Annotated in this window: 21 protein-coding genes; 17 read left to right on the top strand and 4 right to left on the bottom strand. The window is 74.0% G+C overall.

Annotation, left to right across the window (positions count from 1 at the left end; all coding sequences use genetic code 11):
- Window positions 1–14: 14 nt before the first annotated feature.
- Window positions 15–1,052: an AEC family transporter gene (locus K7I03_RS06875; protein WP_224346932.1), complete on the bottom strand. Its 1,038-nt coding sequence runs from the start codon at window positions 1,050–1,052 to the stop codon at window positions 15–17.
- Window positions 1,053–1,224: 172 nt separating this feature from the next.
- Entirely contained in the window at window positions 1,225–2,451 is a 1,227-nt protein-coding gene (locus tag K7I03_RS06870) for a threonine synthase (RefSeq protein ID WP_185944045.1), read from the bottom strand.
- 546 nt (window positions 2,452–2,997) lie between these two features.
- Between K7I03_RS06870 and K7I03_RS06865 the strand changes: the two genes are divergently transcribed.
- Window positions 2,998–3,630 (top strand): helix-turn-helix transcriptional regulator, encoded by a 633-nt coding sequence (locus K7I03_RS06865; RefSeq protein ID WP_185944046.1) that lies wholly within the window; start codon window positions 2,998–3,000, stop codon window positions 3,628–3,630.
- A gap of 26 nt (window positions 3,631–3,656) precedes the next feature.
- Here the strand turns inward: K7I03_RS06865 and K7I03_RS06860 are convergent, their stop codons facing one another.
- A complete protein-coding gene (locus tag K7I03_RS06860) occupies window positions 3,657–5,405 on the bottom strand; it encodes a PucR family transcriptional regulator ligand-binding domain-containing protein (RefSeq protein ID WP_185944047.1) in 1,749 nt (582 codons plus the stop codon).
- A gap of 436 nt (window positions 5,406–5,841) precedes the next feature.
- Between K7I03_RS06860 and K7I03_RS06855 the strand changes: the two genes are divergently transcribed.
- The 5 genes from K7I03_RS06855 (at window position 5,842) to K7I03_RS06835 (ending at window position 12,881) form a co-directional block, all read left to right on the top strand.
- Window positions 5,842–6,747 carry an FAD binding domain-containing protein gene (locus tag K7I03_RS06855; protein WP_185944048.1) on the top strand — a complete coding sequence of 302 codons (906 nt, stop codon included), beginning with the start codon at window positions 5,842–5,844 and terminating at the stop codon, window positions 6,745–6,747.
- Window positions 6,738–7,259 (top strand): (2Fe-2S)-binding protein, encoded by a 522-nt coding sequence (locus K7I03_RS06850; protein ID WP_185944049.1) that lies wholly within the window; start codon window positions 6,738–6,740, stop codon window positions 7,257–7,259. Before K7I03_RS06855 ends, K7I03_RS06850 begins: the two co-directional genes overlap by 10 nt.
- A gap of 240 nt (window positions 7,260–7,499) precedes the next feature.
- Window positions 7,500–10,055 (top strand): xanthine dehydrogenase subunit D, encoded by a 2,556-nt coding sequence (pucD, locus tag K7I03_RS06845; RefSeq protein ID WP_224346931.1) that lies wholly within the window; start codon window positions 7,500–7,502, stop codon window positions 10,053–10,055.
- Window positions 10,056–10,166: 111 nt separating this feature from the next.
- Window positions 10,167–11,636 carry an NCS2 family permease gene (locus K7I03_RS06840; protein ID WP_185944050.1) on the top strand — a complete coding sequence of 490 codons (1,470 nt, stop codon included), beginning with the start codon at window positions 10,167–10,169 and terminating at the stop codon, window positions 11,634–11,636.
- 45 nt (window positions 11,637–11,681) lie between these two features.
- Window positions 11,682–12,881 (top strand): XdhC family protein, encoded by a 1,200-nt coding sequence (locus K7I03_RS06835; RefSeq protein ID WP_185944051.1) that lies wholly within the window; start codon window positions 11,682–11,684, stop codon window positions 12,879–12,881.
- A 46-nt stretch (window positions 12,882–12,927) separates the two neighbouring features.
- On the opposite strand, the gene K7I03_RS06830 is transcribed toward K7I03_RS06835, so the two are convergent.
- Window positions 12,928–13,314, bottom strand: coding sequence for a nuclear transport factor 2 family protein (locus tag K7I03_RS06830; protein ID WP_185944052.1), 387 nt, complete (start codon window positions 13,312–13,314; stop codon window positions 12,928–12,930).
- Between the two features lie 103 nt (window positions 13,315–13,417).
- Here K7I03_RS06830 and K7I03_RS06825 point away from each other — a divergent pair, with 103 nt between their 5' ends.
- The 11 genes from K7I03_RS06825 (at window position 13,418) to K7I03_RS06775 (ending at window position 26,363) form a co-directional block, all read left to right on the top strand.
- Window positions 13,418–14,002: a TetR/AcrR family transcriptional regulator gene (locus K7I03_RS06825; protein ID WP_185944053.1), complete on the top strand. Its 585-nt coding sequence runs from the start codon at window positions 13,418–13,420 to the stop codon at window positions 14,000–14,002.
- A gap of 137 nt (window positions 14,003–14,139) precedes the next feature.
- Window positions 14,140–14,937, top strand: a complete 798-nt coding sequence (locus K7I03_RS06820; protein WP_185944054.1) for a thymidylate synthase — start codon at window positions 14,140–14,142, stop codon at window positions 14,935–14,937.
- Entirely contained in the window at window positions 14,934–15,521 is a 588-nt protein-coding gene (locus K7I03_RS06815) for a dihydrofolate reductase (protein WP_185944055.1), read from the top strand. Before K7I03_RS06820 ends, K7I03_RS06815 begins: the two co-directional genes overlap by 4 nt.
- A gap of 197 nt (window positions 15,522–15,718) precedes the next feature.
- The gene (locus tag K7I03_RS06810; protein WP_224346930.1) at window positions 15,719–17,485 is read left to right on the top strand and encodes a B12-binding domain-containing radical SAM protein; all 1,767 of its coding nucleotides are present in this window, start codon (window positions 15,719–15,721) and stop codon (window positions 17,483–17,485) included.
- A 31-nt stretch (window positions 17,486–17,516) separates the two neighbouring features.
- On the top strand, window positions 17,517–19,631 hold the full coding sequence (locus K7I03_RS06805) for an FAD-dependent monooxygenase (RefSeq protein WP_185944056.1): 2,115 nt from the start codon (window positions 17,517–17,519) through the stop codon (window positions 19,629–19,631).
- Window positions 19,632–19,645: 14 nt separating this feature from the next.
- A complete protein-coding gene (locus K7I03_RS06800) occupies window positions 19,646–21,232 on the top strand; it encodes an AMP-binding protein (RefSeq protein ID WP_185944057.1) in 1,587 nt (528 codons plus the stop codon).
- On the top strand, window positions 21,229–22,722 hold the full coding sequence (locus K7I03_RS06795) for an MFS transporter (protein ID WP_185944058.1): 1,494 nt from the start codon (window positions 21,229–21,231) through the stop codon (window positions 22,720–22,722). Before K7I03_RS06800 ends, K7I03_RS06795 begins: the two co-directional genes overlap by 4 nt.
- A complete protein-coding gene (locus K7I03_RS06790; protein WP_185944059.1) occupies window positions 22,719–23,240 on the top strand; it encodes a PaaI family thioesterase in 522 nt (173 codons plus the stop codon). The genes K7I03_RS06795 and K7I03_RS06790 overlap by 4 nt, the downstream gene beginning before the upstream one ends.
- A complete protein-coding gene (locus K7I03_RS06785) occupies window positions 23,234–23,473 on the top strand; it encodes an acyl carrier protein (protein WP_224346929.1) in 240 nt (79 codons plus the stop codon). The genes K7I03_RS06790 and K7I03_RS06785 overlap by 7 nt, the downstream gene beginning before the upstream one ends.
- On the top strand, window positions 23,470–25,200 hold the full coding sequence (locus K7I03_RS06780) for a class I adenylate-forming enzyme family protein (RefSeq protein ID WP_224346928.1): 1,731 nt from the start codon (window positions 23,470–23,472) through the stop codon (window positions 25,198–25,200). Before K7I03_RS06785 ends, K7I03_RS06780 begins: the two co-directional genes overlap by 4 nt.
- Window positions 25,197–26,363: a beta-ketoacyl synthase N-terminal-like domain-containing protein gene (locus tag K7I03_RS06775; protein WP_185944060.1), complete on the top strand. Its 1,167-nt coding sequence runs from the start codon at window positions 25,197–25,199 to the stop codon at window positions 26,361–26,363. Before K7I03_RS06780 ends, K7I03_RS06775 begins: the two co-directional genes overlap by 4 nt.
- Window positions 26,364–26,487 lie beyond the last annotated feature (124 nt).

The following is a 26,487-nucleotide window of genomic DNA, read 5'->3' as shown; positions in this document are numbered from 1 at the left end:
GGGCCCTGCCCCCCTCAGCCGCCCGGCGCGAGCAGCAGCGCGAACCCCGACAGCGTCGCCATCGAGACCAGGGTCGAGGCGACCACCGCGTCCCGCGCGAGGGCGGTGGCCGCGCCGTACTCGCGGGCGTAGACGTAGACGTTCTGCGCGGTGGGGAGGGCCGAGCAGACGACGGTGGCGAGGAGTTGGTGGGGCGGGAGATGGAGGGCGAAGCGGCCGGTGGCGTAGGCCGTCGCCGGCTGGGCCACGGTCTTGAGGAGGACGGCGACCCCTGCTTCCGCCCACGACGCGGCGGTTGCCGTCCCGGCGTCCGGGCGGCGGCCTCGGTCGTGCAGCGACAGGCCCAGCATGACCAGCGCCGTCGGGACGCCCGCCCGGCCGAGCAGGTCGCAGGAGCCGTCCAGGGCGCCCGGCAGCCGCCAGTGCGCGGCCGAGAAGACGGCACCCGCGGCGGCGGCCAGGACGATGGGGTTGCGTACGGGCGCCAGGAGCGCGTGCCCGGCGCGTCGGCGGCCCTCGCCCGTACCGGCGCCGAGTACCGCCAGCATCAGCGGCGTCACCACCAGCACCTGGAACAGGATCACCGGCGCCACCACCGACGCGTCGCCCAGGACCTGCGCCGCGACGGGGATGCCCAGGTTGCCGGAGTTGACGTAGCCGGCGACGAGCCCGCCGACCGCCTGCTCGGCGGGCTTGCGGTGGAAGAGCCGGCGGGACGCGGCCGCGCCCAGCGCGAGGGCCACGGCGGTGCCGGCCGCGAAGGCGAGCATCGAGGCGTTCGCGAAGCCGGCCAGCGGGGCCCGGGCGAGGAGGGTGAACAGGGCGGCCGGCGTGGCGATGTTGAAGACGAAACGCCCCAGGACCTCCTCCGCGTCCGCGCCGAGCAGCCCTGTCCTCCCGGCCAGGTAGCCGACCGCGGTCAGGGCCCAGAGCGGGACGAAGGCGGAGAGCAGCCCGGGGAGCGCGTGCGCGGTGGGCAGGGCGAGGACGGTGGGGAGAGCGAGCATGGTGGGCGGGGTGGGCGGAGTGGGTATGGCGGGCACGACGAGCATGGATCCTCGGACGGGTGGCCCGTCGCGGGACGGGGAGTGGACGGGCGGCCCGTCGGGGGACGGGGGCGGACAGGCGGCTCGTGGTGGGACGGGGAACACCGCAAGCCACGGGCCGCAGGCTGCGGACCACCACCCGCTGACCGCGCATACCGGGAGCGGCCCGCCCCCCCACTCATTCCGGCGGCTTCGCCTTCAGCCCGTTCCCGCACAGCGGCGCCACGGCGAACGGGCGGTCGCCCTCCACCGCGTGCTCCGGCACCAGCCCCTCCTGCAGCGCCGCCCAGCAGACGGCGGACGTCGGCTCCACGTACAGCCCGTGGCGGGCGAGTTCGCGGTGGGCCGCGACGATCCGGTCCTCCGGGACCGTCACGAACGTGCCCCCCGTCTCCCGTACCGCCCGCAGGACCTGGGAGCCCCGGGCCGGCCGGGCGATGGCGATGCCCTCGGCGACGGTCGGCTCGGCGGTGATGCGCTCCGGCACCTCGCCGCCCAGCGCGGCGGCGCGTGCGAGGGGCGCGCAACCGGCCGCCTGCACCGCCGTGATGGCGGGCAGGCGGTCGATCAGCCGCTGGTCGAGGAGTTCCTGGCAGCCGAGGCGGGCGCCGAGCACCAGGGTGCCGTTCCCGGCCGGGAGGACGAGTGTGCCGGGCAGCCGGCCGCCCAGTTGCTCCCACAGTTCGAAGACGTAGGTCTTGGTGCCGTGCGGGAAGAACGGGTGGTACACGTGGCTGGCGTAGAAGGTCCCGGGCTCCTCCGCCGCGCGGGCCGCCGCGGTGGCGGTGTCCTCGCGGGAGCCCTCGATCCGGTGCACTTCGGCGCCGTACGCGCGGAGTTGGGCCACCTTGCCCTCGGAGGTGGCCGCCGGGACGTACACCTCGCAGGCGAGGCCCGCGCGGGCCGCGTAGGCGGCGACCGCCGTCCCCGCGTTGCCGCTGCTGTCCGCCATGACCTTCCGTACGCCCAGCCGGGCGGCCAGCGCCACCAGCAGCACCGCGCCGCGGTCCTTGAACGAACCGGTGGGCATCAGGTGGTCCGCCTTCAGCAGCACGTCCGGCCGGCCCGGCGCGCTGATCAGCGGGGTCATGCCCTCGCCGAGGCTGATCCGGGGCGGCCCCGGCACCGGCAGCGCCTCGGCGTACCGCCACAGGGTGGGCGGGCGCCGGCCGAGTTCGACGGCGTTGGGCATGGCGGGTGTGAAGCCGTGGACGTCGAGGAGGCCGTGGCAGTCGGCGCACCGCCAGGCCAGGTCGGCGAGGGCGTGCCGGCGCCCGCAGGTGGTGCAGCGCAGCCGTACCGTGCCGCATGGGGCGTCCGGGCCGTACGAGTCGGGCGAAACCGAGGGGTCGTTCGGGGCGTGGGGACGGAACGGGCCGGAGGGCCCATCGGCCGGGAAACGCATCGTGCCTCTCCTCCTCGTGTCCTCCTCATGCAGCACAAGGCGGGGGAGCGGAAGCGGTGCGGCCACCCCGCCGCCGCGTACGAACGGTCCTGCGCCGGGCGCCTTCCTCCCACGCCGCCGACGCGTGTCCGCGCACCGTCCGCACGCTTTCCGCAGTCCGGTGTCCCGTCGAAACCATGGACAGTCCGCGCACAAATCATGTGCACCACAAGAGTCTTGACAACCATGGTCAACTCCCCACCCAGGCAGAGTGTCCAGTGATCTGGACAGTTCGTCAAGGGTTGAAGCACGTCACCCCGATGACGTACTTCTAGTCTCGTTCCGGACGCGCGGGACGGGATCGGACGGTCCGGCGAAGCCGATGGGCGTGCGGAGGCAGGGATGACATCACCGGCATCAGCGGGATCAGAGGCATCGGCGGGATCAGAGGCATCGGCGGGACGACCGGCGGCACCAGAGCCGCCGGCACCCCCATCCACACACCCGCCTCACGAGAACGCGGCCGCCCTGCAGGCCCCGCAGGTCGCGGACGGCACCGCCGACGCCGTGCTCCGGGCCCTGCGCCCGGTCGTCGACGGCCTCGCCGCCACCTTCGGCCCCCAGTGCGAGGTGGTGCTGCACGACTACCGGACCCCCGACGCCAGCGTCGTCGCCCTCGCCGGATCCGTCACGTCGCGGTCCGTGGGCGGGGCCATGAGCGAGATCGGGCTGGAGATGCTGGCGCGCGGCGACACCGCGCGGGACAAGCTGAACTATGTCACCAAGACGCCCGACGGGCGCACGGTGAAGTCGTCCACCCTCCTGCTGCGCGACGGCTCCGGGCACGTCTTCGGGTCGCTCTGCGTCAACCTCGACATCACCGAACTCCGGCTCGCCGCCAAGGCGATGGCCGCCCTGGTCGGCACGGCGGACGCCGCACCGGCGGCCACGACGGTGTTCTCGGACGACATCGGCGAGGTCGTCACCGCCGTGATCGAACAGGAGGAGGAACGGCTCGGCCGGCCGCTGGCCCACGACTCGCGGCAGGGCCGGCTCCGGGTGATCGAGGCGCTGGACGCCCGCGGGGTGTTCCGGCTCAGCCGCTCGGCGCTGGTCGTCGCCGAACGGCTCGGCGTGTCACGGGCGACGGTCTACGCCGACCTCGGACTGGTCCGGGGGGAGCGGCGGGCGCCGGACTGAGAAGTCCACGAAACCCGTCACCCCCCTCAACTCATCCGCAGCGCCAGGAAGAAGTCCAGCTTGTCCTCCAGCCGCGACAGGTCGCGCCCGGTCAACTGCTCGATGCGGCCCACCCGGTAGCGCAGCGTGTTGACGTGCAGGTGCAGCCGCGTCGCACAGCGCGTCCACGATCCGTCGGAGTCGAGGAACGCCTCCAGGGTCGGGATCAGCTCGGCGCGGTGCCGGTTGTCGTACTCGCGCAGGGGGTCGAGCAGCCGGGCGGTGAACGCGCGGCGCACGTCGTCGGGGACGAACGGCAGCAGCAGCACGTGCGAGGCCAGCTCCTGGTGGCCGGCCGCGCAGACGCGTCCGGGCCGGGCGGCGGCGACGCGGCGGGCGTGCCGGGCCTCCTCCAGGGCGCCGCGCAGGCCCTCCGCCGAGTGGACGGCGGCGCTGACGCCGAAGGTCAGACGGCCGTCGCCGTCGAGGCCCCGGGAGAGCGGGGCGCGGACGGCGGCCAGCAGCGCGTCGGCGTGCAGGCCGGAGCCAGAGCCAGAGCCGGTGCCCGCACCGGCACCGGCCTGCCGGTCCTCGTCGGCGGCCGTCTGAGCCGCGGTCGCGGCCGGAGCCGCCGGGGCCGCGGGGAGCGGCACCAGGGCGACGGCCTCGTCGTCCGTGTGGGCGACGGCGATCCGCTCGGACGGCTCGGTGCCCGTCGCGTCCGGGGCGACCAGCGCCTCCTCCAGCAGGCTCTGCGCGATCGGCCCGGCCGGGAGGGCGGCGGCCGTCTCGCCGTCGGTCCACTCCACGCGGGCCACGACGACCTGCCAGTGCGGGGCGGCGCCCGGCCCGGGCATCAGGACGGGCGCGGCGACCCGCAGCCGCGCGGCGATCTCGGCCGGCGCGGCGTTCGACTGGACGAGCTCCAGCACCTCCTGCGCCAGCCGGCGGCGGACCGTGCGGGCGGCCTCGCGCCGCTCGCGCTCGACGGCGATCAGCTGGGTGACGCCGTGCAGCAGGTCGAGGCGTTCGGCCGGCCAGTCACCGGCGTCGGCCTCCACGGCGAGCAGCCAGTCCGAGAGGACGGTCTCGCGCGGGTCGGCCGGGCCGGCGGACGTGCCGCGGATGGGGAACAGGGAGTACGTGGCGCCGCCCGCCGTCACCCGGTGCGGGCCCCGGCGGCCCGAGCGGGCCGCGGCCAGGTGCTCGCCCGCCAGCACGGCGCTGACGTCGGGCGACAGCGCCGGCCCCGCACCGGCGAGCGAGGAACCGGCGATCGGGCGGCCGGTGGGGGACAGGACCCAGGCGCGGAGGTCCAGGTCCGAGCCGAGCAGGTCCAGGACGACCTCCGGGCCGCCGCCCGCCGGGCCCGAGGTCATCAGCCGGCGGTGCCGGTCCACGACCGCGGCCAGGTCGCCGGCGCGCTCGCCGGAGACCTGCCGGACGACGTGCTCGGTGATGGACGCGAACGACACCGTCTCGTCCACGGAGAACAGCGGCAGCCGGTGCCGGGCGCACGCCTCGATCAGGTCGTCCGGCGTGGAGCTGATCTCCGCCTCGCCCGCCGCGAGTCCGGCCACCCCGGCGGAGGCCAGGATGCGGACGAAACGCTCCGAGTCGGCCGGTTCCCGGCGCCAGGCCAGGCCGGTGAGGACCAGTTCGCCGCCCGAGAGGTAGCGGCTCGGATCGCGCAGATCGGTCGTCATCACGCCGCGGACGGTGCGGTCGAGCTCGTCCTCGCCACCGAGCAGACGAAGGCCCAGCGCGTCGGTCTCCAGCAGTGCGCGCAGCCGCATGGTGGGTCGCCGCCGATCTTTCTCGTGTGTTGTCGTGTTACCGGTGCGAAGCCGTGAGGTTTCCGTGCTCCGCCTTTCGTTCGAATCTACAAGACGGTGTGCGTGACCAGCCAACCGCTTCATGGTTTCGGTGACTGCTCCCTTCCGGTGAAGCCTCTGTGTACTGGCTGCACGCGGCATCGACCCGGCGCCGGCCCCCACCCGAAACCTCCCCCACGACCGACCCGCCCGGAGCCGTCCGAACGGCCCAAGCACGGTCCCCGGACCGTCCCCGCACCACCCCCGCGCCGCCCCACGCCGTCCTGTACGGCCGTGTCCGCCCGCCGCCGGGCGGCCGGCAGAGGCGGGCCGGGCGGCGGGCGACGGGCGATGGCGGACCGGGTGGGCCGGGCGGGCCACGGCCCGGCGGCGGGACCAGAGCGAGAAGAGAACGCCCATGGACTTCCTGCGCCCCGACCGCTGGGAGGACGCGCTGGCCGCCAAGGCCGAGCACCCCGCGGCGGTGCCTCTGGCGGGCGGCACGGATGTGATGGTCGAGATCAACTTCGACCACCGCCGCCCCAGCCACCTCCTCGACCTCACCCGCATCGGCGAGCTGTACGCATGGCAGACCGACGGACCCGACGTCCGCCTCGGCGCCGCCGTCCCGTACGCCCGGGTGATCACCGAACTGTCCGGCCCGCTCCCCGGCCTCGCCCTCGCCGCCCGCACCGTCGGCTCGCCGCAGATCCGCAACCGCGGCAGCGTCGGCGGCAACCTCGGCGCCGCCTCCCCGGCCGGCGACTCCCACCCCGCGCTGCTCGCGGCGGGCGCCGTGGTGGAGGCGGAGTCGGTGCGCGGCACCCGGCTCGTACCGGTCGACGCCTTCTACACCGGCGTCAAGCGCAACGCCCTCGCCCCCGACGAGCTGATCCGTGCCGTGCGCATCCGGAAGGCCGCCGGGCCGCAGCAGTTCGCCAAGGTCGGCACGCGCAACGCGATGGTCATCGCCGTGTGCGCCTTCGGCCTCGCCCTGCACCCCGACACCCGGACCGTCCGCACCGGCATCGGCTCGGCGGCGCCGACGCCCGTCCGGGCGCGGGCGGCGGAGGACTTCCTGGCCGCCGCCCTCGACGAGGGCCGCTGCTGGGACACCGGCCGGCCCGTATCGGCCGCAGCCGCCGAGGAGTTCGCCGCCCTCGCGTCGGCCGCCTGCAACCCCATCGACGACGTGCGCGGCAGCGCGGCCTACCGCCGCCGCGCGGTGGGGGTCATGGCCCGGCGCACGCTCGGCTGGGCGTGGCGGCAGTACACGGACGGGACGACGGGGGAGACGGGAGAGGGGAACGAGCTGTGCGCGTGAACATGACGGTCAACGGCCGGCAGCGGCGGGCCGACGACGTGTGGGAGGGCGAGAGCCTCCTCTACGTCCTGCGTGAGCGCCTGGGCCTGCCGGGCTCCAAGAACGCCTGCGAGCAGGGCGAATGCGGCTCGTGCACGGTCCGCCTGGACGGCGTCCCGGTCTGCGCCTGCCTGGTCGCCGCGGGTCAGGCGGAGGGACGCGACGTCGTCACCGTCGAGGGCCTGGCCGCCCGCGCGGGCGTACCGGACGGGCACCTCTCCCCGGTGCAGGAGGCGTTCGTCGACGCGGGCGCCGTGCAGTGCGGCTTCTGCACCCCCGGCCTGCTCGTCGCCGCCGACGACCTGCTGGCCCGCGACCCGGACCCGTCCGACGCGGACATCCGCGAGGCCCTCTCCGGCAACCTCTGCCGGTGCACGGGCTACGAGAAGATCCTCGACGCGGTACGCCTCGCCGCTGCGCGGGGCGGGGACGACGCCAGTGACGCGAGCGGCCGAATGGGACGGGAGGGCTGAGCCGTGCGTGAACGACTCTTGCCTGAGCGGACGGTTGCCGGGGCGATGTCCTCCGGCGTGGGACCTCGTGAGGGGACGGCTGCCGCTGTGAGGACGGTTGCCGCTGCGAGGACGGCTGGCGCTGCGAGGACGGCTGGCGCGCGTGCGGTCGGCGAATCGGCGGGGTGCCGGCCGATGGCTGTCGGGCGCCTCACCGGAACAGGCACGGCCGATGGGGCCACGGCCGGCCCGCGTCCGTCGATGCCCGCTCCCGGTGGCGACTCGGCCGACGGCACACCCGCAGACGACCACCCGGCCGGCGTCCCCGCCACGAACGCCCCCGCGAACGCCTCCGCCGCGAACGCCCCCGCCCCGAACGCCCCCGCCGCGAACGCCCCGGCCCCCGGAGGCCCCGCGGCCTCCGGCTCGCGACGGCGCGGTCGGCTCGCCGCCGCCGGGCTCACCCAGGGCAGCCGCACCCGCGGCGGCATCGGGGAGTCGACGCTCCGCCCCGACGGCACGCTCAAGGTCACCGGCGAGTTCGCCTACGCCTCCGACCTGTGGCACGAGGACATGCTCTGGGGCCACACCCTGCGCAGCCCGCACGCCCACGCCCGGATCCTGTCCGTCGACGCCGCCGAGGCCCTGGCCACCCCGGGTGTGTACGCCGTCCTGACCCACGACGACCTCCCGGCCGCCACCCGCTACGGGCTGGAGCTCCAGGACACCCCCGTCCTCGCCGACGGCGTCGTCCGCCACCACGGCGAACCGGTCGCGCTCGTCGCCGCCGACCACCCGGAGACCGCCCGCCGCGCCGCCGCGAAGATCCGGGTCGCGTACGAGGAACTGCCGGTCGTCACCGACGAGGCGAGCGCGACGGCCCCCGGCGCGCCCGTCCTCCACCCCGGCCGCACGGACGGTCACGCGGCCCACGTCCCGCACCCCAACATCGTCCACCGGCAGCCCGTCCGGCGCGGCGACGTCGCCGCCGCGAAGGCCCGGGCGGTGGCCGTCGTCACCGGCGAGTACGAGGTCGGCATGCAGGACCAGGCGTTCCTGGGGCCCGAGTCGGGCCTCGCGATGCCCGCCGAGGACGGCGGCGTCGACCTGTACATCGCCACGCAGTGGCTGCACGCCGACCTCCGGCAGATCGCGCCCGTCCTCGGCCTGCCCGAGGACAAGGTGCGGATGACGCTGTCCGGCGTCGGCGGCGCGTTCGGCGGCCGCGAGGACCTGTCCATGCAGGCCCACGCCTGCCTGCTCGCGCTGCGTACCGGCCGGCCGGTGAAGATGGTCTACAACCGGTTCGAGTCCTTCTTCGGGCACGTCCACCGGCACCCGGCCAAGCTCCGCTACGAGCACGGCGCCGACCGCGACGGCCGGCTCCTCTACGTCACGGCGCGCATCGTCCTGGACGGCGGCGCGTACGCCTCGTCGTCCCCGGCCGTCGTCGGCAACGCCGCCTCGCTCGCCGTCGGACCGTACGAGTGCCCGAACGTCGACGTCGAGGCGCTGGCCCTCTACACCAACAACCCGCCCTGCGGCGCGATGCGCGGCTTCGGTGCCGTCCAGGCGTGCTTCGCCTACGAGGCGCAGATGGACCGGCTGGCCGCCGAACTCGGCCTCGACCCGGTCGAATTCCGGCGCCGCAACGCCATGTCCCACGGCTCGGTGATGCCGACCGGGCAGCCCGTCGACGCGCCCGCCCCCGTGGCCGAACTGCTGCGCCGCGTCCAGGCGATGCCGATGCCGCCCGAGCGGCAGTGGGAGACCGCCGGCGGCGCTCCCGACCTGCGGGCGCTGCCCGGCGGGGTCGCCAACACCACGCACGGCGAGGGGGTCGTGCGCGGGGTCGGCTACGCGGTCGGCATCAAGAACGTCGGCTTCTCGGAGGGCTTCGACGACTACTCCACGGCACGGGTGCGGCTGGAGTACGCCGGAGGGGAGGCCGTGGCCACCGTGCACACGGCGATGGCGGAGGTCGGGCAGGGCGGCGTCACCGTCCACGCCCAGATCGCCCGGACCGAACTGGGCGTCTCCCGGGTGACCATCCACCCGGCCGACACCCGCGTCGGATCGGCCGGTTCCACGTCCGCGTCCCGCCAGACGTACGTCACGGGCGGCGCCGTCCGGCACGCCTGCGCGACCGTCCGCGAGCGCGTCCTGGTACTCGGCCGGACGAAGTTCGGCACGTACCACCCGGCCTGGGCCACCGCCGGACTCCTGCTGGAGGACGGCAAGATCGTCACCGACGGGGGCGAGGTACTGGCGGCCCTCGCGGACGTCCTGGAGGGCGAGGAGCCCGTCGAGGCGGAGGCGGAGTGGCGGCACCGGCCCACCGAACCGTTCGACCTCCGCACTGGCCAGGGGACCGGCCACGTCCAGTACTCCTTCGCCGCCCACCGCGCGGTGGTGGAGGTGGACACGGAACTGGGCCTGGTGAAGGTCGTCGAACTGGCCTGCGCGCAGGACGTCGGCAAGGCCCTCAACCCGCTCTCCGTCACCGGGCAGATCCAGGGCGGGAGCACGCAGGGGCTGGGGCTGGCCGTCATGGAGGAGATCGCGGTCGACCCGGTCACGGGGAAGGTCCGCAACCCCTCCTTCACCGACTACCTCATCCCCACCATCCTCGACACCCCGGCCATGCCCGTCGACGTCCTCGAACTCGCCGACCCCCACGCGCCGTACGGGCTGCGGGGCGTGGGGGAGGCGCCGACGCTCTCCTCCACCCCCGCCGTCGTGGCCGCCATCCGGCAGGCGACGGGGCTGGCGCTGCGGAGGGTGCCGGTGCGGCCGGAGCATCTGACGGGGGGCTGAGAGCGGCCGAGGCGGGCGCCCCCCACAACCCCCCACCCCCCCACAACCCCCCACCCCCCCACAACCCCACCGGCATCGCACCGCCCGGCATCCAAGGAGCAGGCAGACACCATGACGCAGCCATCCGTGGAGCCGGCGGCCACGGCCGCGGGCGCGAGCGCGGGCTCGTGTCCCCCGGCCGGCAGGTCCCGGCTCGCCCGGCTCGACCGGTACTTCCAGATCTCGGCACGCGGTTCCACCCCCGCCCGCGAGGTGCGCGGCGGCGTCACCACGTTCATGGCGATGTCCTACATCGTGCTGCTCAACCCGCTGATCCTGTCCGGCAAGGACGCGTCCGGGCACACCCTCGGCCACGCCGCCCTCATCACGGCGACCGCGCTGGCCGCCGCCGTCTGCACCCTGCTCATGGGCGTCGTCGGCAGGGTCCCGCTCGCGCTCGCCGCCGGGCTCGGCGTCTCCGGGGTGCTGTCGAGCCAGGTGGTCCCGCACATGACCTGGCCGCAGGCGATGGGCATGTGCGTGCTGTACGGGGGCGTCATCGTCCTGCTGGTCCTCACCGGGCTGCGCGAACTCGTCATGAACGCCATCCCGTTGGCGCTCAAGCACGCCATCACCATCGGCATCGGGATGTTCATCGCCCTCATCGGTCTGGTGAAGGCGGGGTTCGTGCACGCGGCCAAGGGCGGCGGGCCGGTGACCCTCGGCCCGGCGGGCGAGCTGGCCGGCTGGCCCGTGCTGGTCTTCTGCGTGACGCTGCTGATCGTCTTCATGCTCCAGGCGCGGAACGTCCCGGGCGCCATCCTCATCGGCATCGTGACCGGCACCGTCCTGGCCGTCACGGTCAACGCCGTCGCCGACCCCGGCCCCGGCACCTGGCAGTCCGGCGCCCCCGAACTCCACGGCAGCGCCGTCTCCCTGCCCGACTTCTCCCTCCTCGGCGACGTCTCCTTCGGCGGCTGGGGCTCGCTCGGCGCGCTGAGCGTCGGGGTGATCGTCTTCACCCTCGTCCTGGCCGGCTTCTTCGACGCGATGGCCACGATCATCGGCGTCGGCACGGAGGCCGGACTCGCCGACGACCGCGGCCGGATGCCCGGGCTCAGCCGGGCGCTGCTCGTCGACGGCGCGGGCGGAGCGATCGGCGGCGTCACGGGCGCGTCGGGCCAGACGGTGTTCATCGAGTCCGCGACCGGTGTCGGCGAAGGGGCCCGTACCGGACTGTCGTCCGTCGTCACCGGCCTCCTCTTCACCGCCTGCCTCTTCTTCACCCCGCTCACCCGGATGGTCCCGGGGGAGGTCGCGGCGGCGGCGCTGGTGGTCATCGGCGCGATGATGATGAGCCATGCGCGGCACATCGACTGGAACGACCGGGCGGTGGCCGTCCCCGCGTTCCTCACGGTCGTCCTCATGCCGTTCACGTACTCGATCACGGCCGGGGTCGGCGCGGGGGTGATCGCCTACACCGCGATCAGAACGGCCGAAGGGAGGTGGCGGGAGCCGGGAGCCTTCATGTGGGTGCTGACGGCGGTCTTCACGGTCTACTTCGCGCTGCACCCCATCGAGAACTGGCTGGGCGTCACATAGGGACCGGCAACGCCGAGAGGAAGCGAGAGGAAGGAGGTACCCGTCATGCTGGACCTCGCGGAAGACCTGCACCGCTGGTGCGCGGAGGGCCGCGACTTCGCCGTCGCCACCGTCGCCGCCGTCCACGGCAGCGCCCCGAGACAGCCGGGCGCCGCCCTCGCCGTCGACGCGGCGGGCACGGCGATCGGCTCGGTCTCGGGCGGCTGCGTCGAGGGCGCCGTCTACGAGCTCTGCCGCGAGGCGCTGGAGAGCGGCTCCGCCCGGCGCGAGCGCTTCGGCTACTCGGACGAGGACGCGTTCGCGGTGGGGCTGACGTGCGGAGGCGTGATCGAGGTCCTGATCACGCCGGTCCGGGCGGCGGACCCCTGGCGGGGCGTGTACGAGGCGGCGCTGTCGGCGGCGGCGGGCGGGGAGGCCGTGGCGCTGGTCCGCTCCCTGTCCGCCGCGGAACCGGGCGCCCTCCTGGTCCGCCCGGACGGCGCCTTCTCGGGATCGCTCGGCGCGGCGACGGCGACGGCGGACGACCGGGCGAGGGCGCTGGCGAACGACCGGGCGACGGCGGACGACCGGGCGACGGCGCCGGCGGCCGACCGGCGGGCGGCCGACGAGGCCGCCGCCTTCCTGGTCACCGGCCGTACGGGCGTCCTGACGCCGGTCGCCGACGGCGCGTACTGCGGCCGGCCGGCCGAGCTGCTGATCGAGACCAGCGTCCCGCCGCCGCGCCTGATCGTCTTCGGCGCGATCGACTTCGCGGCGGCGCTGGCACGCGTCGGGAAGTTCCTCGGCCACCACGTCACGGTGTGCGACGCCCGCCCGGTGTTCGCCACCCGCGCCCGCTTCCCGGACGCGGACGAGGTTGTCGTCGACTGGCCGCACCGCTACCTGGACGGGCAGCGCCACCTGGACCCGCGCACGGCCGTCTGCGTCCTGACCCACGACGAGAAGTTCGACATCCCGCTCCTGGTCCGCGCCCTCCGCCTCCCCCTCGCCTACGTCGGCGCCATGGGTTCCCACCGCACCCACCACGCCCGCCTCGCCCGCCTCCGCGCGGCGGGGCTGGGGGAGGCGGAGCTGTCCCGCCTCCGCTCGCCCATCGGTCTCGACCTGGGCGGCCGGACGCCGGAGGAGACGGCCCTGTCGATCGCGGCGGAGATCGTCGCGGTACGCAGGGGCGGGTCGGGGACGCCGCTGCGGGGGGCCGGGGTGCCGATTCACCGGGAGGTGGCGGTGGGGGTGAGGTGCTGACGGGGGAGGCGGGGACAGCGGACGAAGCGACGCGGAGTGAAGCGGCTCAGACGAAGAAGGCGTTCATCCCGTCGACATCCGACAGGTACGTCTCGATCCCCGCGATCTTGCCGTCGCGCAGACGGCAGACGGTGGACAGGTGTTCGTCCAGTCGTACGTCGCCCCGGCGGGCGGTGTTGTGCAGGGACAGGGCCATGTTCTCGCGGCTGACGAGGATGTGCAGCAGCTCGAAGTCGACGCCGTAGGACGCGATCTTCTCGGCCCGCTCCACCACCGCGTCGGCCCCCTCCGCCGTGCCGGAGATCGCGTTGTCGCCGGGCAGTGTCCAGGTGGCGTCGTCGGTGAGCAGCGTTCGGATACCGGCCCAGTCGCCGGCGCTGAGGAAGGCGTGGAAACGGACACCGAGCCGGTGGGCGGTCTCGTACGGGGACATGGCTCCTCCACGGAGATGCTGCGGTTAAGGCGATGAACTTCGCTTTAATTCCACTCAAGCAGGCGAGGCGCTAAAGCGCAATCCTTTGCTTTAAGGTGGAGGGATGACCGCCAAAAGCAAAGACAGCCGCCCCGGCGGCCGGAGCGCCCGCATCCGCTCCGCCGTCCACCAGGCGGTGGTGGATCTCGTCGGGGAAATCGGCGCCGACAAGGTGACCGTCCCGGCGGTGGCGCGCCGCGCCGGCGTCCACCCCAGTTCGGTGTACCGGCGCTGGGGGACGACCTCGGCCCTGCTCGCGGACGTGGCGGACAGCCGCCAGGAGGAGGAGGCGCCCGAGCTGCTCGGCGACCTCCGCCAGGACCTGGAGCGGGCGGCGGTGTGGACGCTCGCCGACCTCTCCCGGCCGGGAGGCGTGGCGTTCTTCCGTGCCGAGGTGGCGCCGGACGTGGACGAGCGCAGGGCGGGCCTCCGCGCCTGCCTGGAACGGGTCAGCGCCCGCTTCGGCGCCCCCTTGGAGGCGGCCGCCGGCCGCGGGGAGACGCCGCCCTCCCTGGAGCGGGTGCTCGACCGCGTCGTCGCACCCCTCTACTTCCGCGTGGTCTTCTCCGTCCCCGGGACGGACGAGCGCTACGCCCGGGACCTCGTCGCCGAGCTGTGCGCCGGGCACCCGGCCGGCACTTCCGGCTGACGGCCGCCGGCCAGGTGGACCCGCTCGCCAGGTGCCCCTGCCCGCCCGGTGGGCCCGCCTCCGGACGGTCGGACCGCGACGGCCGTGGAGTGGTCCCGGGAGTGGTCCCGTCCGGGCGGCCGGTAGAATCGACGCCCGTGGCGGACACCCAGTACGAAGACCTGTTGCGGCTAGTGCTCACCTCCGGAACGGCCAAGGCCGACCGGACGGGCACCGGCACCCGAAGTGTCTTCGGGCACCAGCTGCGGTACGACCTCTCCCAGGGATTCCCCCTGGTCACCACCAAAAAGGTGCACCTCAAGTCCATCGTGTACGAGCTGCTGTGGTTCCTCCGCGGCGACTCGAACGTCGGCTGGCTGCGGGAGCACGGCGTCACCATCTGGGACGAGTGGGCCGACGAGAACGGCGACCTCGGTCCCGTCTACGGCGCGCAGTGGCGCTCCTGGCCCGCCCCGGACGGCCGGCACATCGACCAGATCAGCGAGGTCCTCGACACGCTGCGCCGGAACCCGGACTCCCGCCGGATGATCGTCTCCGCCTGGAACGTCGCCGAGCTGGACAGGATGGCCCTGGCACCGTGCCACGCCTTCTTCCAGTTCTACGTGGCCGACGGCAAGCTCTCCTGCCAGCTGTACCAGCGCAGCGCGGACCTGTTCCTCGGTGTGCCGTTCAACATCGCCAGCTACGCCCTGCTCACGCACATGGTGGCGCAGCAGGTCGGGCTCGAACCGGGTGACTTCATCTGGACCGGCGGCGACTGCCACATCTACGACAACCACGTCGAGCAGGTGACCGAGCAGCTCTCGCGCACCCCGTTCGAGTTCCCCACGCTGCGGCTGCGGCAGGCGGACTCGCTCTTCTCCTACGCGTACTCCGACGTCGAGGTGGTCGACTACCGGCACCATCCGGCGATCAAGGCCCCGGTCGCGGTATGAGCGACGCGTCGGCGGACGGCGGCCGGACGAGCGGTGGCCGAACGAGCAACGGTGGGACGAGCGGCGGGCGGACGACGGTCGGGCTGATCTGGGCGCAGGCCCGCGACGGTGTGATCGGCGCGGGCAACGCCATCCCGTGGCACCTGCCCGAGGACCTGGCCCACTTCAAGGCCGTCACCCTCGGCCATCCGGTCGTGATGGGGCGCAGGACGTGGGATTCGCTGCCCCCGCGGTTCCGTCCCCTGCCGGGCCGGCGCAACATCGTCGTCACCCGCGACCCGCACTGGGCGGCCGGCGGCGCGGACCGCGCCGGGTCCGTCGCCGAGGCGCTGCGGCTCGCGGCGGACGGGGCGCAGGACGCGCCCACGCCCGCTGAGGTGTGGGTGATCGGCGGCGGCGAGATCTACCGGGCGGCCCTGGAGTACGCCACGGCGCTCGCGGTGACCGAGGTCGACGTGGCGGTGGACGGCGACACGTACGCGCCCGCCGTGGACGGGTCGTGGACGGCCACGGAGGACACCGGCTGGCAGTCGTCCGCCGCCGCCTCCGGACTGCGCTATCGCATGCGCCGATACGCCCGTTGACAGCTTTCCTCTCGTGTACACGCCGTACGTGATGTTTCCGGCCGTCCTGGACGGCGGAACCGACAGAAGGCAGGAAAGAGTAAAGAGATCGAATAGCGGCCTCCCGACCGGCCCTTGACAAACCTTTCGGCCGGAAGAAACCATGATGACCTCTTGCCGGGCGAACGGTGAGCCAGCGGAGGCCGTGAATGGTTGTCATGGATCAGCCGTCCACCTCGCGATTAGAGGCCGATCTCTTTCTTCTGCACGCGCCCAGCGTCTTCGACTTCCGTGAGCGCGACGACATGCTGTTCGCTTATCTCAGCGACAGTGACAGCGTGAACGTCACGTCCGTCTACGAGATTTACCCGATCGGCTGGTTCTCGATAAAGCAGCGATTAGCCGACCACGGTTTCGAGACGAAGATCGTGAACGTCGCCTCGCTGATGCTGATGCATCCGGGCCTGGACGTGCGCCGGCTGCTCGCCCGCTTCGAGGCGCCGATCTTCGGGTTCGACCTGCACTGGATGGCGCACTGCCACGGCTCGGTCGAACTCGCCGCTCTCGTGAAGGAAGTGCACCCCGAGGCGCTCACCATCTTCGGCGGCATCTCGGCGACGTACTACGCCGACGAGTTGATCCGGTACCCCAGCGTCGACGTCGTCGTCCAGGGGTACGACACCCTCGACCCGGTCACCGAGCTGGTCACCCGGGTCCGGCAGGGGGACAGGGACTTCCGCTCCATTCCGAACCTGCTGTACAAGGACGGCGGCGAGGTCCGGGCCACCGGTTTCTCCCACACGCCGGACAGCGACTACAACAACGTGCGCAACGACTGGTCGTACTACCGCGAGGCGGCCGACGGAGGGCCGTCGGCGTCCAAGCTCATCATGACCCTGCCGAACACCGGCTGCGCGCACGACTGCGGCTGGTGCGGCGGATCGCGGTTCGCCTACCGCAATATCATGGGCGTCCGCAGAACGCTCGTGCAGAAGGACAACGACCTCGTCGTCGCCGAACTCCGCACCATGGGAGAGGCCGCCAAGCGCACCTCGATCTACGCCCTCCAGTGCTATTCCGAGAACAGAACGCGGATGCACCAGTACCTGGACGCCGTGAAAGAACTCGGCTACAAGAGTGTCCATTTCGAGCAGTTCAGCCTGACGCCGCCCGACATCCTCCGGAAAATGGGCGAGTCGACGGATTCCTACATCATGCTCTCCCCGGAATCCCACGACCTGCGGATCAGCAAGGCGGCCGGCCGCGGAAACTACACCATGGCGCAGATGGAGGAATGGATCCCGCGCGCCCTGGACGCCGGTGTGAAAGGCATCATGATCTGGTACTTCATCGGCATGCCGTATCAGGACCGGCAATCGGTGATGGACACGATCGCCTACTGCGAGCGCCTCATCCGCAAGTTCAAGGGGTGGGCCGCCCTGCCGCTGATCTGCCCGATGGTCCCGTTCCTCGACCCGGGATCCCAGTTCTTCGAGGAACCGGACAAACACGGCTACCGCATCCACCACCGCACCCTGGAAGAACACCGCCGGGCCATGGTCGAGCCGCTGTGGTACCGCCGGCTGAACTACGAGACGCGCTGGCTGGACCGGCGGCAGCTCCAGGACGTCTCCTACGAGGCGATCGGCCGCCTGGTGGAGATCAAGGGGGAGTACGGGGTCCTCCCGTCCGGATTCTGCAAGGCCGTCCTCGCGACCATCGACGAGACGCGGGGACTGCTCGGGGAGATGGAGCGGGCCCTGTTGCTCGACGGGAAACTGCCGGCCGAGCTGCGCGACCGGATGCGCGACTACAACCGCAAGGTCCTCGCGTACACCAACGACCAGATCATGCCGGTCCCGCGGCCGCTCGGCGGCCGGTGGTTCGACGACGCCACCGTCCCGCCGGAGATGATCGAGGACCTCCTGGCGTCGTCGGTCGCGTCGTCCCCGGTGAGCGAATCGACCCCGACCCGCGAAGCGTGAACGGACGGTACCCGGTGCGCAGGAGGTCGAGGTGCGGATCGCTGTGATCGGCGGTGGTCCCGGCGGGCTGTACTTCAGCGTGCTGGCCCGCCGCCTCGGTGCCGCGCGGGAGATCACCGTCTACGAACGGAACCCGCCCGAGGAGACGTTCGGCTTCGGCGTCGTGCTGTCGGACCGGGCGCTGCGCGGCATCGAGCGCGCCGAACCGGCCGTCGCCGAGGAGATGTGGCCGGCGCTCGTCCGCTGGGACGACATCGCCGTACACCACCGCGGCACCACCCGCACGGCGGGCGGCAACGGGTTCGCCGCCATCGGCCGCGCCACGCTGCTCGCGGCCCTGCGGCGGCGCTGCGCCCGGCTCGGCATCCCGGTCCGCCACGGCAGCGAGATCACCGACGTGGACGCGCTCGCCGCCGGCCACGACCTCGTGGTGGCCGCCGACGGCGCCCACTCGGCGGTCCGGGAGCGGTACGCCGACACCTTCCGGCCCGCGGTGCGGACCGGCGCGTGCCACTACATCTGGCTGGGCACCGACCTGAAGCTCGACTCGTTCGCCTTCCACATCCTCGACACCCCGGGCGGCGCCGTGCAGCTGCACGCCTACCCCAACTCCCGGAACGCCGGCACCGTCATCGTCGAGCTGTCCGAACGCGCCTGGCACGCGGCCGGGTTCGCCGGCGTCGCCCCCGCCCGGTGCACACCGGGGGAGAGCGACGGACGGTCCATCGGCCTCATCGCCGAACTGTGCGCGGACTTCCTCGGCGGCCACAAACTGTTCGGGAACAACTCGCGCTGGCTGCGCTTCCCCACCGTGCGGTGCGCGACCTGGCGGCACCGCAACGTGGTGCTGCTCGGCGACGCGGCGCACACGGCCCACTTCTCCGTCGGCTCGGGCACCCAGCTCGCGATGGACGACGCCGCGGCCCTGGCCGGGAGCCTGGCCGGGCAGCGGGGCACGGCGGCGGCCCTGGCCGCGTACGAGGCCGAGCGCCGTCCGGAGGCGCACGCCGTCCAGCGGGCCGCGCTGGCCAGCCAGGAGTGGTTCGAGAACATCGACCGGTACACCCACCAGGAGCCGACGCAGTTCGCGGTGAACCTCCTGACCCGCAGCCGCCGCGTCTCACACGCCGGCCTCCGCCGACGCGACCCGGCGTTCACCGCCCGGGCGGAACGGTGGTTCGCCGACGCGGCGGGCCACGGGGCGAGTCCGTCGGGTACGGGCATGGGGGCGGGCGTGGGCACGTGCATGGGCGCGGGCACGAACGGCGACCCGGTCGCCCCGCCGATGCTCCAGCCCTTCACCCTCGGCCGGCTGACGCTGCCCAACCGCCTCGTCGTCTCCGCCGACGAGCCGCTCCCCGCCCGCGCGGGCGTACCCGGCGACCTCCACCTGGTCCACCTGGGCGGCGCCGCGCTGGCCGGGGCCGGGCTGGTGCTCACCGGGCCGGTCGCCGTCTCCGCCGAGGGCACCGCCGCCCACGGCGGCGCCGGGCTGCACACCGGCGAACAGGCCGCCGGCTGGCGGCGGGTGGCGGACTTCGTCCACGCGCACTCGCCGGCGAAGATCGGTCTGCGGCTGGGCTTCTACGGCCCGGCCGTGCCGGCCGCGTCCGGGCTGCGCCGCGCCTTCGCCGCCGCCGCCCGCCGCGCCACCGCGTTCGACCTGCTGGAACTGGACTGTGCCCACGACACCGTGCTCTCCCCGCCGACCGACGGGAACGACCGCCCGCCGGGGGGCTCCCTCCGCCACCCCCTGGAGGTGTTCGACGCCATCCGCGCGGAGTGGCCCGCCGACCGACCGCTCGGCCTGTGCCTCGCACCGCCCCGGTGCTCCCCGGACGGGCGCGGCGCCGACGTCCTGACCGAGATCGCGAACGAGTTCGCCGCACACGGTGCGACGGCCGTGCACGTCCGCGCCGCGACCCGTGACGGCCGGGACGTGTACGCGGACCGGATCCGTAACCAGCTTGACGGAAAAGGGGAGTTGGCAGTTATCGCCGCGGGCTCGATCTCGGCGTCCGACGTCAATACCATCGTGCTGGCCGGCCGGGCGGACCTCTGTGTCGTCGACCGGCCGACGGTGGGCTCGCCCTGGCTCGCCCCGCGCGGGACACCGGAACGTTCCACTTCGGACCAGTGCTCGTAGCGGAGGAAGATGCCGTGCTCCCCCTCGCAGACCTCGGCTTACTGCCGGAAAGCGCCGCCGGCCGTCACGGTGGGACCGCCCTGTGCGCGGACACCCCATGGCCCTCGGCGGGCCTCCGCGATCCGGAGACCGTGGCCGACTTCGCGGCCGTCGTCGCCGATCACGCCGACCGGCTGTGGGCCGCCGGGGTACGGCCGGGCACGGTGGTGGCCCTGGTCAAGGCCAACCACCTGGACATCCAGGCGCTCCTGTGTGCCCTCGTCCGCGTCGGCGCGCTGCCCGCGCCGCTGTCCGTGGCGATGGACCCGGACGACCTCCTGTCCTGCCTCAAAGAACTCGAACAGCCCTGGCTCCTGACCGACGCCGCCGGCGCCGAGGCCCTGCGCCCCCGGTACGACCGGCTCGACGGGATCGTTCCCCGCGTCCTCACGCTCACGCCCGGAGCTGCACCCTCCGGGGCGGCACCGACCGGAGAGGCACCACCCGGAGTCGCGCCACCGGGTGCCGTCGAACTCGGCGAGACGGCACCCCACCGCGTCACCCGCCGCCCCGGCACGGACCCCGTCCTCGTCACCCACTCCTCCGGCACCACCGGCAAGCCCAAACTCCTCGTGCACACGGTGGATTCGCTCCACGCCCACGTGGCCCCGCAGATCGGCGTGGTGCGGTCGCAGCACTACGCCGGGCTCAGCGCCAAGTGCCTGTCCTTCGTGCACGTGCGGATGGCGACCGCGCTGCTGACCGCGCTCCACACGGGGGTTCCGCTCCTCGCCGTCACCTCCTCCGATCCGGACGCGGTACGCGCCGCGCTCCTGCGGTACCGGCCGGAGACCCTGGAAGCGCAGCCGAACACGTTCCTGCGCTGGGAGGCGCTGGCACGCGAGACGCCCAGCCCGTTCGCCTCCGTGCGGCGCTACGTCAGCACGTTCGACGCGCTGCACCCGCGCACGCTGCGCGCCCTCCTCGACGCGTCGGACGACCCCGACCCGGCGTTCGTCCTGGTGTACGGCCAGACCGAGACCGGTCCGGTCACGCTGCTGACGGCGACGCGCTCCGACCTCCGCACGCCCGGCCGGCTCGACTCGCGAGACGTGGGCGCGGCGCTCCCCGGAACGGAGATACGCGTCGTGGACGACGCCGGCTCGGACCTCCCGGCCGACGAGCCCGGGCACGTCGAGGTGCGCACCCCCGCCCGGGCGGAACGGATGATCGGCCGTCCGCCGCTGCCCGGCCGCGACACCTGGTGGCCCACGGGCGACATCGGCTCGCTCGGCCCGGACGGCCACCTGAAACTCCTCGACCGGCGGGCGGACCGGGTCCCCGGCGTGCCCAGCGCCCTCCGCGCGGAGGACGTCCTCCTCGACGAACTGCCCGAGCTGGACGAGGTCGTGGTCACCGCCGCGGAGGGCGGGACGGTCACGGTGGTGGCGGCGACGGCCGACGGCGCGCCGCCGGACGCGGAACGGTGGCGGGCCGCCCGCCGCCGGGCCGGGCTGCCGGACGACACCCGGCTCGACTGCCGGCCGTGGCAGGGCCTCCCGCTCACCGGCACGATGAAGGTCCGCCGGCACCGGCTCACGGCGGACGGAGCCCTCGGATGAGCCGGAGCCCTCGGACGAGCCGCTCCCCGGCGCCAAAGGCGACGGCGCCCGACCGGTTCCCGCCGGCGGAGCGCAAGGCCGCCGCGCTCGTGCTCGGCGCCGCCTTCATGCTGCTCGCCGACACGTCGATCGTGAACGTCGCCATCCCCAGCCTCCAGCGGGACCTCGGGGCGAGCGTGCCCGACGTACAGCTCGTGGTCGCGGGGTACGTCGTCGCCTACGCGGTGATGCTGATCACCAGCGGGCGGCTGGGCGACCTCTACGGCAGGCGCCGCATGTTCATGATCGGGGCCGTCTCCTTCACGCTGGCCAGCCTCGCCTGCGGCCTGTCCCAGGGGCCCGGCGAGCTGATCGCCGCCCGGGTCTGGCAGGGCCTCTCGGCGTCCGTCCTCTACCCGCAGGTCATCGCGACGCTGCACCTCACCGTCGCGGCCGAACGGCGGGGCCGCGCCTTCGCGCTGCTGGGCGCGGTGGTGAGCTGTGCGACGATCGCGGGGCCGCTGATCGCCGGGCTGCTCATCGCCGCCGACGTCGGCGGGCTGCAGTGGCGCCCGATCTTCCTGATCAACATCCCCGTCGGCGCCGTCCTGATCGCGCTGGCCCCCCGCATGGTGCCGGCGCACAAGGGGCTGCGCCTGCGGCTCGACTACGCGGGCTCGCTCACCGTCGTCCTGCTGCTGGTCGCGCTGCTGGTGCCCCTGACCGTCGGCCGCGACCAGGACTGGCCGCTGTGGGGCTGGCTGCTGCTCCTGTGCGTCCCCGTCCTGCTGGCCGTCTTCCTCCGGCTGGAAGCGGTACTGGAGCGGCGGGGCCGATTCCCGCTGCTCCGGCCCGGGTTGTGGTCCGACCCGGCCTTCCGCCTGGCCCTCTCCCTGTACCTGGTGTACTTCTCGGCCGTCGTGCCCTTCTTCCTCTACTTCTCCATCACCGTGCAGTACGGCCTCGGTTACGGCGCCCTCGCGACGGCCGCGGCGATGGCGCCGTACGCGGTCGGGAGCACGGCCACGTCCCTCCGGTCGGCTCGGATCGTGGCCCGCTTCGGCGCGCCCCGCACGATCCTCGCCGGCTGCCTCCTGTGCGCCGCCGGCAGCGCGGTGATGATCGCCACGGTCGCGGGGAACCGCTCGGGCCGGCACTTCGGCTGGATCATGGCCCCCACCATGGTCTTCACCGGCCTGGGGCTGGGGCTGGTCCTCGGGCCGCTGCTGAACTTCGTCCTCGCCCGGGTCCGCGCCGACGACTCCGGGGCCGTCTCGGGGGCGCTGTCCACCGCGCAGCAGATCGGGTCGTCGCTGGGCGTGGCTCTGATCGGGCTGGCCTTCTTCCGGGGCTTCCACGGGGAGTTGACGTCCCTGGACTACCCCGCGCTGCGAACCGACATGATGCTCGGACTGGCCGTCATCGTGACGGCGTTCGCGCTGGCGTCCGCGCTCGTCTGGCTCATCGCGCGCCGCAGCAGCGCCGACGGCGGAGGAGGACCGGCCTCATGAGCCGCGTGGGAGCTTCGGGGAACACGGGCGCTTCCGGGACGGAGTCCCCGTCGACGGGCGCGGTGACGGCGCGGCAGAAGACGCTGGACGCGATCGCCGCCGGCACCACCCCGGTCCCGGACTTCGTGGCCCGCCTGTCCCTCCGGGTCGTGGCGATGGAGTGGCGCGCGGGATTCGTCGCGGTCCGCTTCCGCATCCCCCCCGACCTGTGCGTGGAGCCGGACGTGGCCTTCGGCGGCCATGTCGCCGCGCTCCACGACCAGGCCGCCGGATTCGTCATGTACAGCCTCCTGGAGGACGACAGGACGTTCGCCACGACCCGGCTGGACGTGCGGTACCTGACGGCGACCCGCCCCGGAGCCGTGTGCGCCGAGGCCGCGCTCGGCACCCTGCGCGAGCGCTCCGCCGACGTACGCGTCTCCCTGCTCCAGGACGGCAGGGTGACCAGCGAGTCGCTCGTCACCGAAGCGATCAGGAAAGCCGGAAGACGACCGGCGAGGGAGGGCATGCCGTGCTGACCGACCAGGATGTGCGGGAGCTGGTGGCGGGCGTCCTGGACGTCGACGCCGCCGACGTCGGGTCCGACCGGTCCTTCTACGTGGACCTCGGGATGGACTCGCTCCACAAGGCGGAGTTCATCGTCCGGCTGGAACGCGCCTGCGGCGCGGAGTTCTCCCCGGCGGACGCCGCGCGGATGGACAGCGTCGGCGAGGTGATGCGGCTGCTCGACGACCGGCGCCGGGTGTCATGAACCCCCGCGCCGGCGCCGGCGGCGGCAACCCGGTCCACACGCTGCTGCTCGGCCACGACGGCGGCCGGCGCTGCGCCGTGGACCGCCGGGCCGGCGAGGTCACCTACGCCGGAATGCGGCGCGCGGTGACGGAGTACGCCGGGCGCCTCCGGGCGTCCGGCGTCCGGCCCGGCCGCCGGGCCGTCGTCGTCTCCGACGACTGTGTCGCGGCCGTCACCGCGGTTCTCGGCCTGTGGTGGCACGGCTGCGTGCCCATCGTGCTGCACCCGGCGCTCCGGCCGGCGGAGATCGGCTTCATCGTGCGGGACAGCGCGGCGGAGTACGTGGCAGCGGACGTCGCGCCGGGGCAGGAGGGGGCGTTACGGGCGGAGCTGGACGCGATCGACGGGGAGCGCCGGGCGGCCGGGCGCGCGGGCCTGCTCACCGAACTCCGTCCGGGGGACGGGGAGGACCTCCCGCCGGCCGACTTCGGCCCGACCGACGAACTGCTGGTCCAGTACACCTCCGGCAGCACCGGACGGCCGCGCGGCGTACGGCACTGTCCGCGGGCGGTGCACGCGGTCCTGCGCGGCGTCGGCAGCGTGCTCGGGCTCACCCCCGACGACGTCGTCCTGTCCACGGCGAAGCTGTCGTTCGGGTACGGGTTCGGGAACTCGCTGCTCCACCCGTTCGCGGCCGGCGCGAGCTCGGTGCTGCTCGACGGGCAGGCGGACGCCTACGGCGTGGCGGCGGCGCTGGACGCGTACCGGCCGACCGTGCTGTTCTCCGTCCCCCGGCTCTACGCCGGCCTGCTCGACCTCGCCGAGCGGGGCAAGGCGGTCGAGACCGGCGCGCTGCGGCTGGCCGTCGCCACCGGAGAGCACCTGCCGGCCGGCCTGGCGGCCCGGATCACCGAGACGCTGGGCGTACGGCTGATCAACGGCTTCGGTGCGACGGAGGTGTTGCACACCGTCCTGACGGCCGCCGTCCCCGGCTCGATCGGTTCCCCGGTGCCCGGGGTGACCGCGACCGTCCGCGACGCCACCGGCCGCCCGCTCCCCGACGGAACCCCCGGCCGGCTGCACCTCACCACGGAATCGGCGGCACTCGGCTACCTCGACCGCCCCGAGGACACCGCCCGTACCTTCGCCGACGGCGGGGTCTACACCGACGACATCGTGTACCGCACACCCGACGGCGACCTCCACCACGTCGGCCGCGCCGACGACATGCTCCTGCTCGGCGGATACCGCATCGCCCCGGCCGAGATCGAACGGGTGGTCCGGGGCGTCGCCGGGGTCGCCGACTGCGCGGTCGTGGGCGATACGGATCGCGACGGGCTGGAGCAGGCCACGGTGTACGTCGTGGCGCGGGAGCCGGTGTCCTCCCCGGAGGGGGTGCGCAGGGCGGTGCACGCGGCGCTGCGCGACGGACTGGCGTCGTACAAGCGGCCGTCGAGGGTCGAGGTCATCGACGGGCTGCCGGTCACGGCCAACGGCAAGCTGGCGCGGTTCCGGCTGCGCGGCCGGGCTGGTGGGGCAGGGGGTGCCGAGGGTTCCGGTGGCCCGGGTGGCTCAGGCGCACCCGACCGTTCCGACGACCTCCGCGGTGCCGGTGGCGTCGGCGGTCCCGGATGTACCGCCGACCCCGCCGGCCCTGACGGCTCCGCTTGCCCCGGTGGCTCCGGCCGCCCCCGCGGCTCCGGTGGTCCCGCCGGTCCCGCCGGCAGTACGGAGGGCGTGGCATGAGCTGGGAGATCAGCGGCATGGGCGCGGTCTGCGCGCTGGGGGACGGCGTCTCCGCCATCCACCGCGCGCTGTGTGCCGGGCGGTCCGGCCTCGCGCCGGTCTCCGCCTTCGACGCGTCCAAGTACCGCGCGGGCGCCGCGTACGAGGTGCCGGACCGGGCCCGTCCCGGCGTGGACGAACCGCTCCGCGCGACCCGTTGGCTCGTCCGCGTCGTCGGGGACGCCCTGGCCGACGCCGGCCTGCCGGAACCGGGGCCCGAGGTGCCGGTCCTGGTCGGGACGACGCACCGGGAGATGCGGACCGCCGAGCTCTGGTGGCGGCACGCCGGCCCCCTCTCCCCGGCCGATCTCCACTTCACCTCCGCGCTGCGTTCCGCCTTCGGCCTGTCCGACGTGCACACGATCGCCAGCGCCTGCGCGGCCTCGCTGTACGGGCTCGGGACGGCCACCGACCTGATCGCCCTCGGGGAGGCGGACACCGTGGTGGTGGCGGGGACCGACGCGATCCCCGAGAGCTCGTTCGGCGGGTTCGACCGGATCCAGTTCCCGCCGCCGGACACCATCCGCGCGTTCGACCGGTCCCGCCGCGGCATGATCATGGGGGAGGGTGCGGTGGCGGTGGTGGTGCGGCGCGTCGGCACGCGCCCGGGCCGGGCCGACGACCGGGCGCACGGCCGGGTCCACGGGCGGGTCCTCGGCGTGGGCATGAACTGCGACGCGTCGCATCCGACGGCACCGGATGCCGCGGGGATCGTCCGGGCGATCGAGGACGCCCACGACCGCGCGTCGGTCGCTCCCGACGACGTCGACCTGGTGATCGTGCACGGCAGCGGCACACCGCAGAGCGACCTGGCCGAAGCGGTCGCGCTGACCGAGGTGTTCAAGGCCGCCGACCCCGGCCCGCTCGTCACCGCGGTCAAGGGTGGCACGGGCCATATCTCCGGCGGCGCCGGGCTGTTGAACCTCGTCGTGGCCCTGGAGGCCATCCGCACCGGGACGCTGCCGGCGATCGGTGGCCTCACCGACCCGGTCGAGGAGGCGGCGGAACTGCGGCTCGTGTCCGGCCGGCCGGCCACGGGGACGTTCCGTACCGCGCAGGTGCACGCCGTCGGCATGGGCGGGATCAACGCCGTGGCGATCGTGGAAGGGGCGATGGCGCGATGAGGGAGCCGGGCGGTGGTGCCGTGCGCGTGGCGATCACAGGGGTGGGATGGGCGGTGGCGGACCCAGGCGGCGATCCGGCGACGGCACCGGCGTCCGTGCGGCCGCCCGAGCCGGGCGAGCATCC

The organism is Streptomyces mobaraensis, from assembly GCF_020099395.1.
Classification (GTDB): domain Bacteria; phylum Actinomycetota; class Actinomycetes; order Streptomycetales; family Streptomycetaceae; genus Streptomyces.
The sequence above is the reverse complement of the archived record's forward strand: the minus strand, read 5'-3'. Positions and strand labels throughout refer to the sequence as shown.

Coding starts and splice junctions, on each gene's coding strand:
- K7I03_RS06875 (WP_224346932.1), bottom strand. CDS start 1,052: ATGCTCGTCGTGCCCGCCATACCCACTCCGCCCACCCCGCCCACCATG.
- K7I03_RS06870 (WP_185944045.1), bottom strand. CDS start 2,451: ATGCGTTTCCCGGCCGATGGGCCCTCCGGCCCGTTCCGTCCCCACGCC.
- K7I03_RS06860 (WP_185944047.1), bottom strand. CDS start 5,405: ATGCGGCTGCGCGCACTGCTGGAGACCGACGCGCTGGGCCTTCGTCTG.
- K7I03_RS06855 (WP_185944048.1), top strand. CDS start 5,842: ATGGACTTCCTGCGCCCCGACCGCTGGGAGGACGCGCTGGCCGCCAAG.
- pucD (WP_224346931.1), top strand. CDS start 7,500: ATGCCCGCTCCCGGTGGCGACTCGGCCGACGGCACACCCGCAGACGAC.
- K7I03_RS06840 (WP_185944050.1), top strand. CDS start 10,167: ATGACGCAGCCATCCGTGGAGCCGGCGGCCACGGCCGCGGGCGCGAGC.
- K7I03_RS06835 (WP_185944051.1), top strand. CDS start 11,682: ATGCTGGACCTCGCGGAAGACCTGCACCGCTGGTGCGCGGAGGGCCGC.
- K7I03_RS06830 (WP_185944052.1), bottom strand. CDS start 13,314: ATGTCCCCGTACGAGACCGCCCACCGGCTCGGTGTCCGTTTCCACGCC.
- K7I03_RS06825 (WP_185944053.1), top strand. CDS start 13,418: ATGACCGCCAAAAGCAAAGACAGCCGCCCCGGCGGCCGGAGCGCCCGC.
- K7I03_RS06815 (WP_185944055.1), top strand. CDS start 14,934: ATGAGCGACGCGTCGGCGGACGGCGGCCGGACGAGCGGTGGCCGAACG.
- K7I03_RS06810 (WP_224346930.1), top strand. CDS start 15,719: ATGGATCAGCCGTCCACCTCGCGATTAGAGGCCGATCTCTTTCTTCTG.
- K7I03_RS06795 (WP_185944058.1), top strand. CDS start 21,229: ATGAGCCGGAGCCCTCGGACGAGCCGCTCCCCGGCGCCAAAGGCGACG.
- K7I03_RS06790 (WP_185944059.1), top strand. CDS start 22,719: ATGAGCCGCGTGGGAGCTTCGGGGAACACGGGCGCTTCCGGGACGGAG.
- K7I03_RS06780 (WP_224346928.1), top strand. CDS start 23,470: ATGAACCCCCGCGCCGGCGCCGGCGGCGGCAACCCGGTCCACACGCTG.
- K7I03_RS06775 (WP_185944060.1), top strand. CDS start 25,197: ATGAGCTGGGAGATCAGCGGCATGGGCGCGGTCTGCGCGCTGGGGGAC.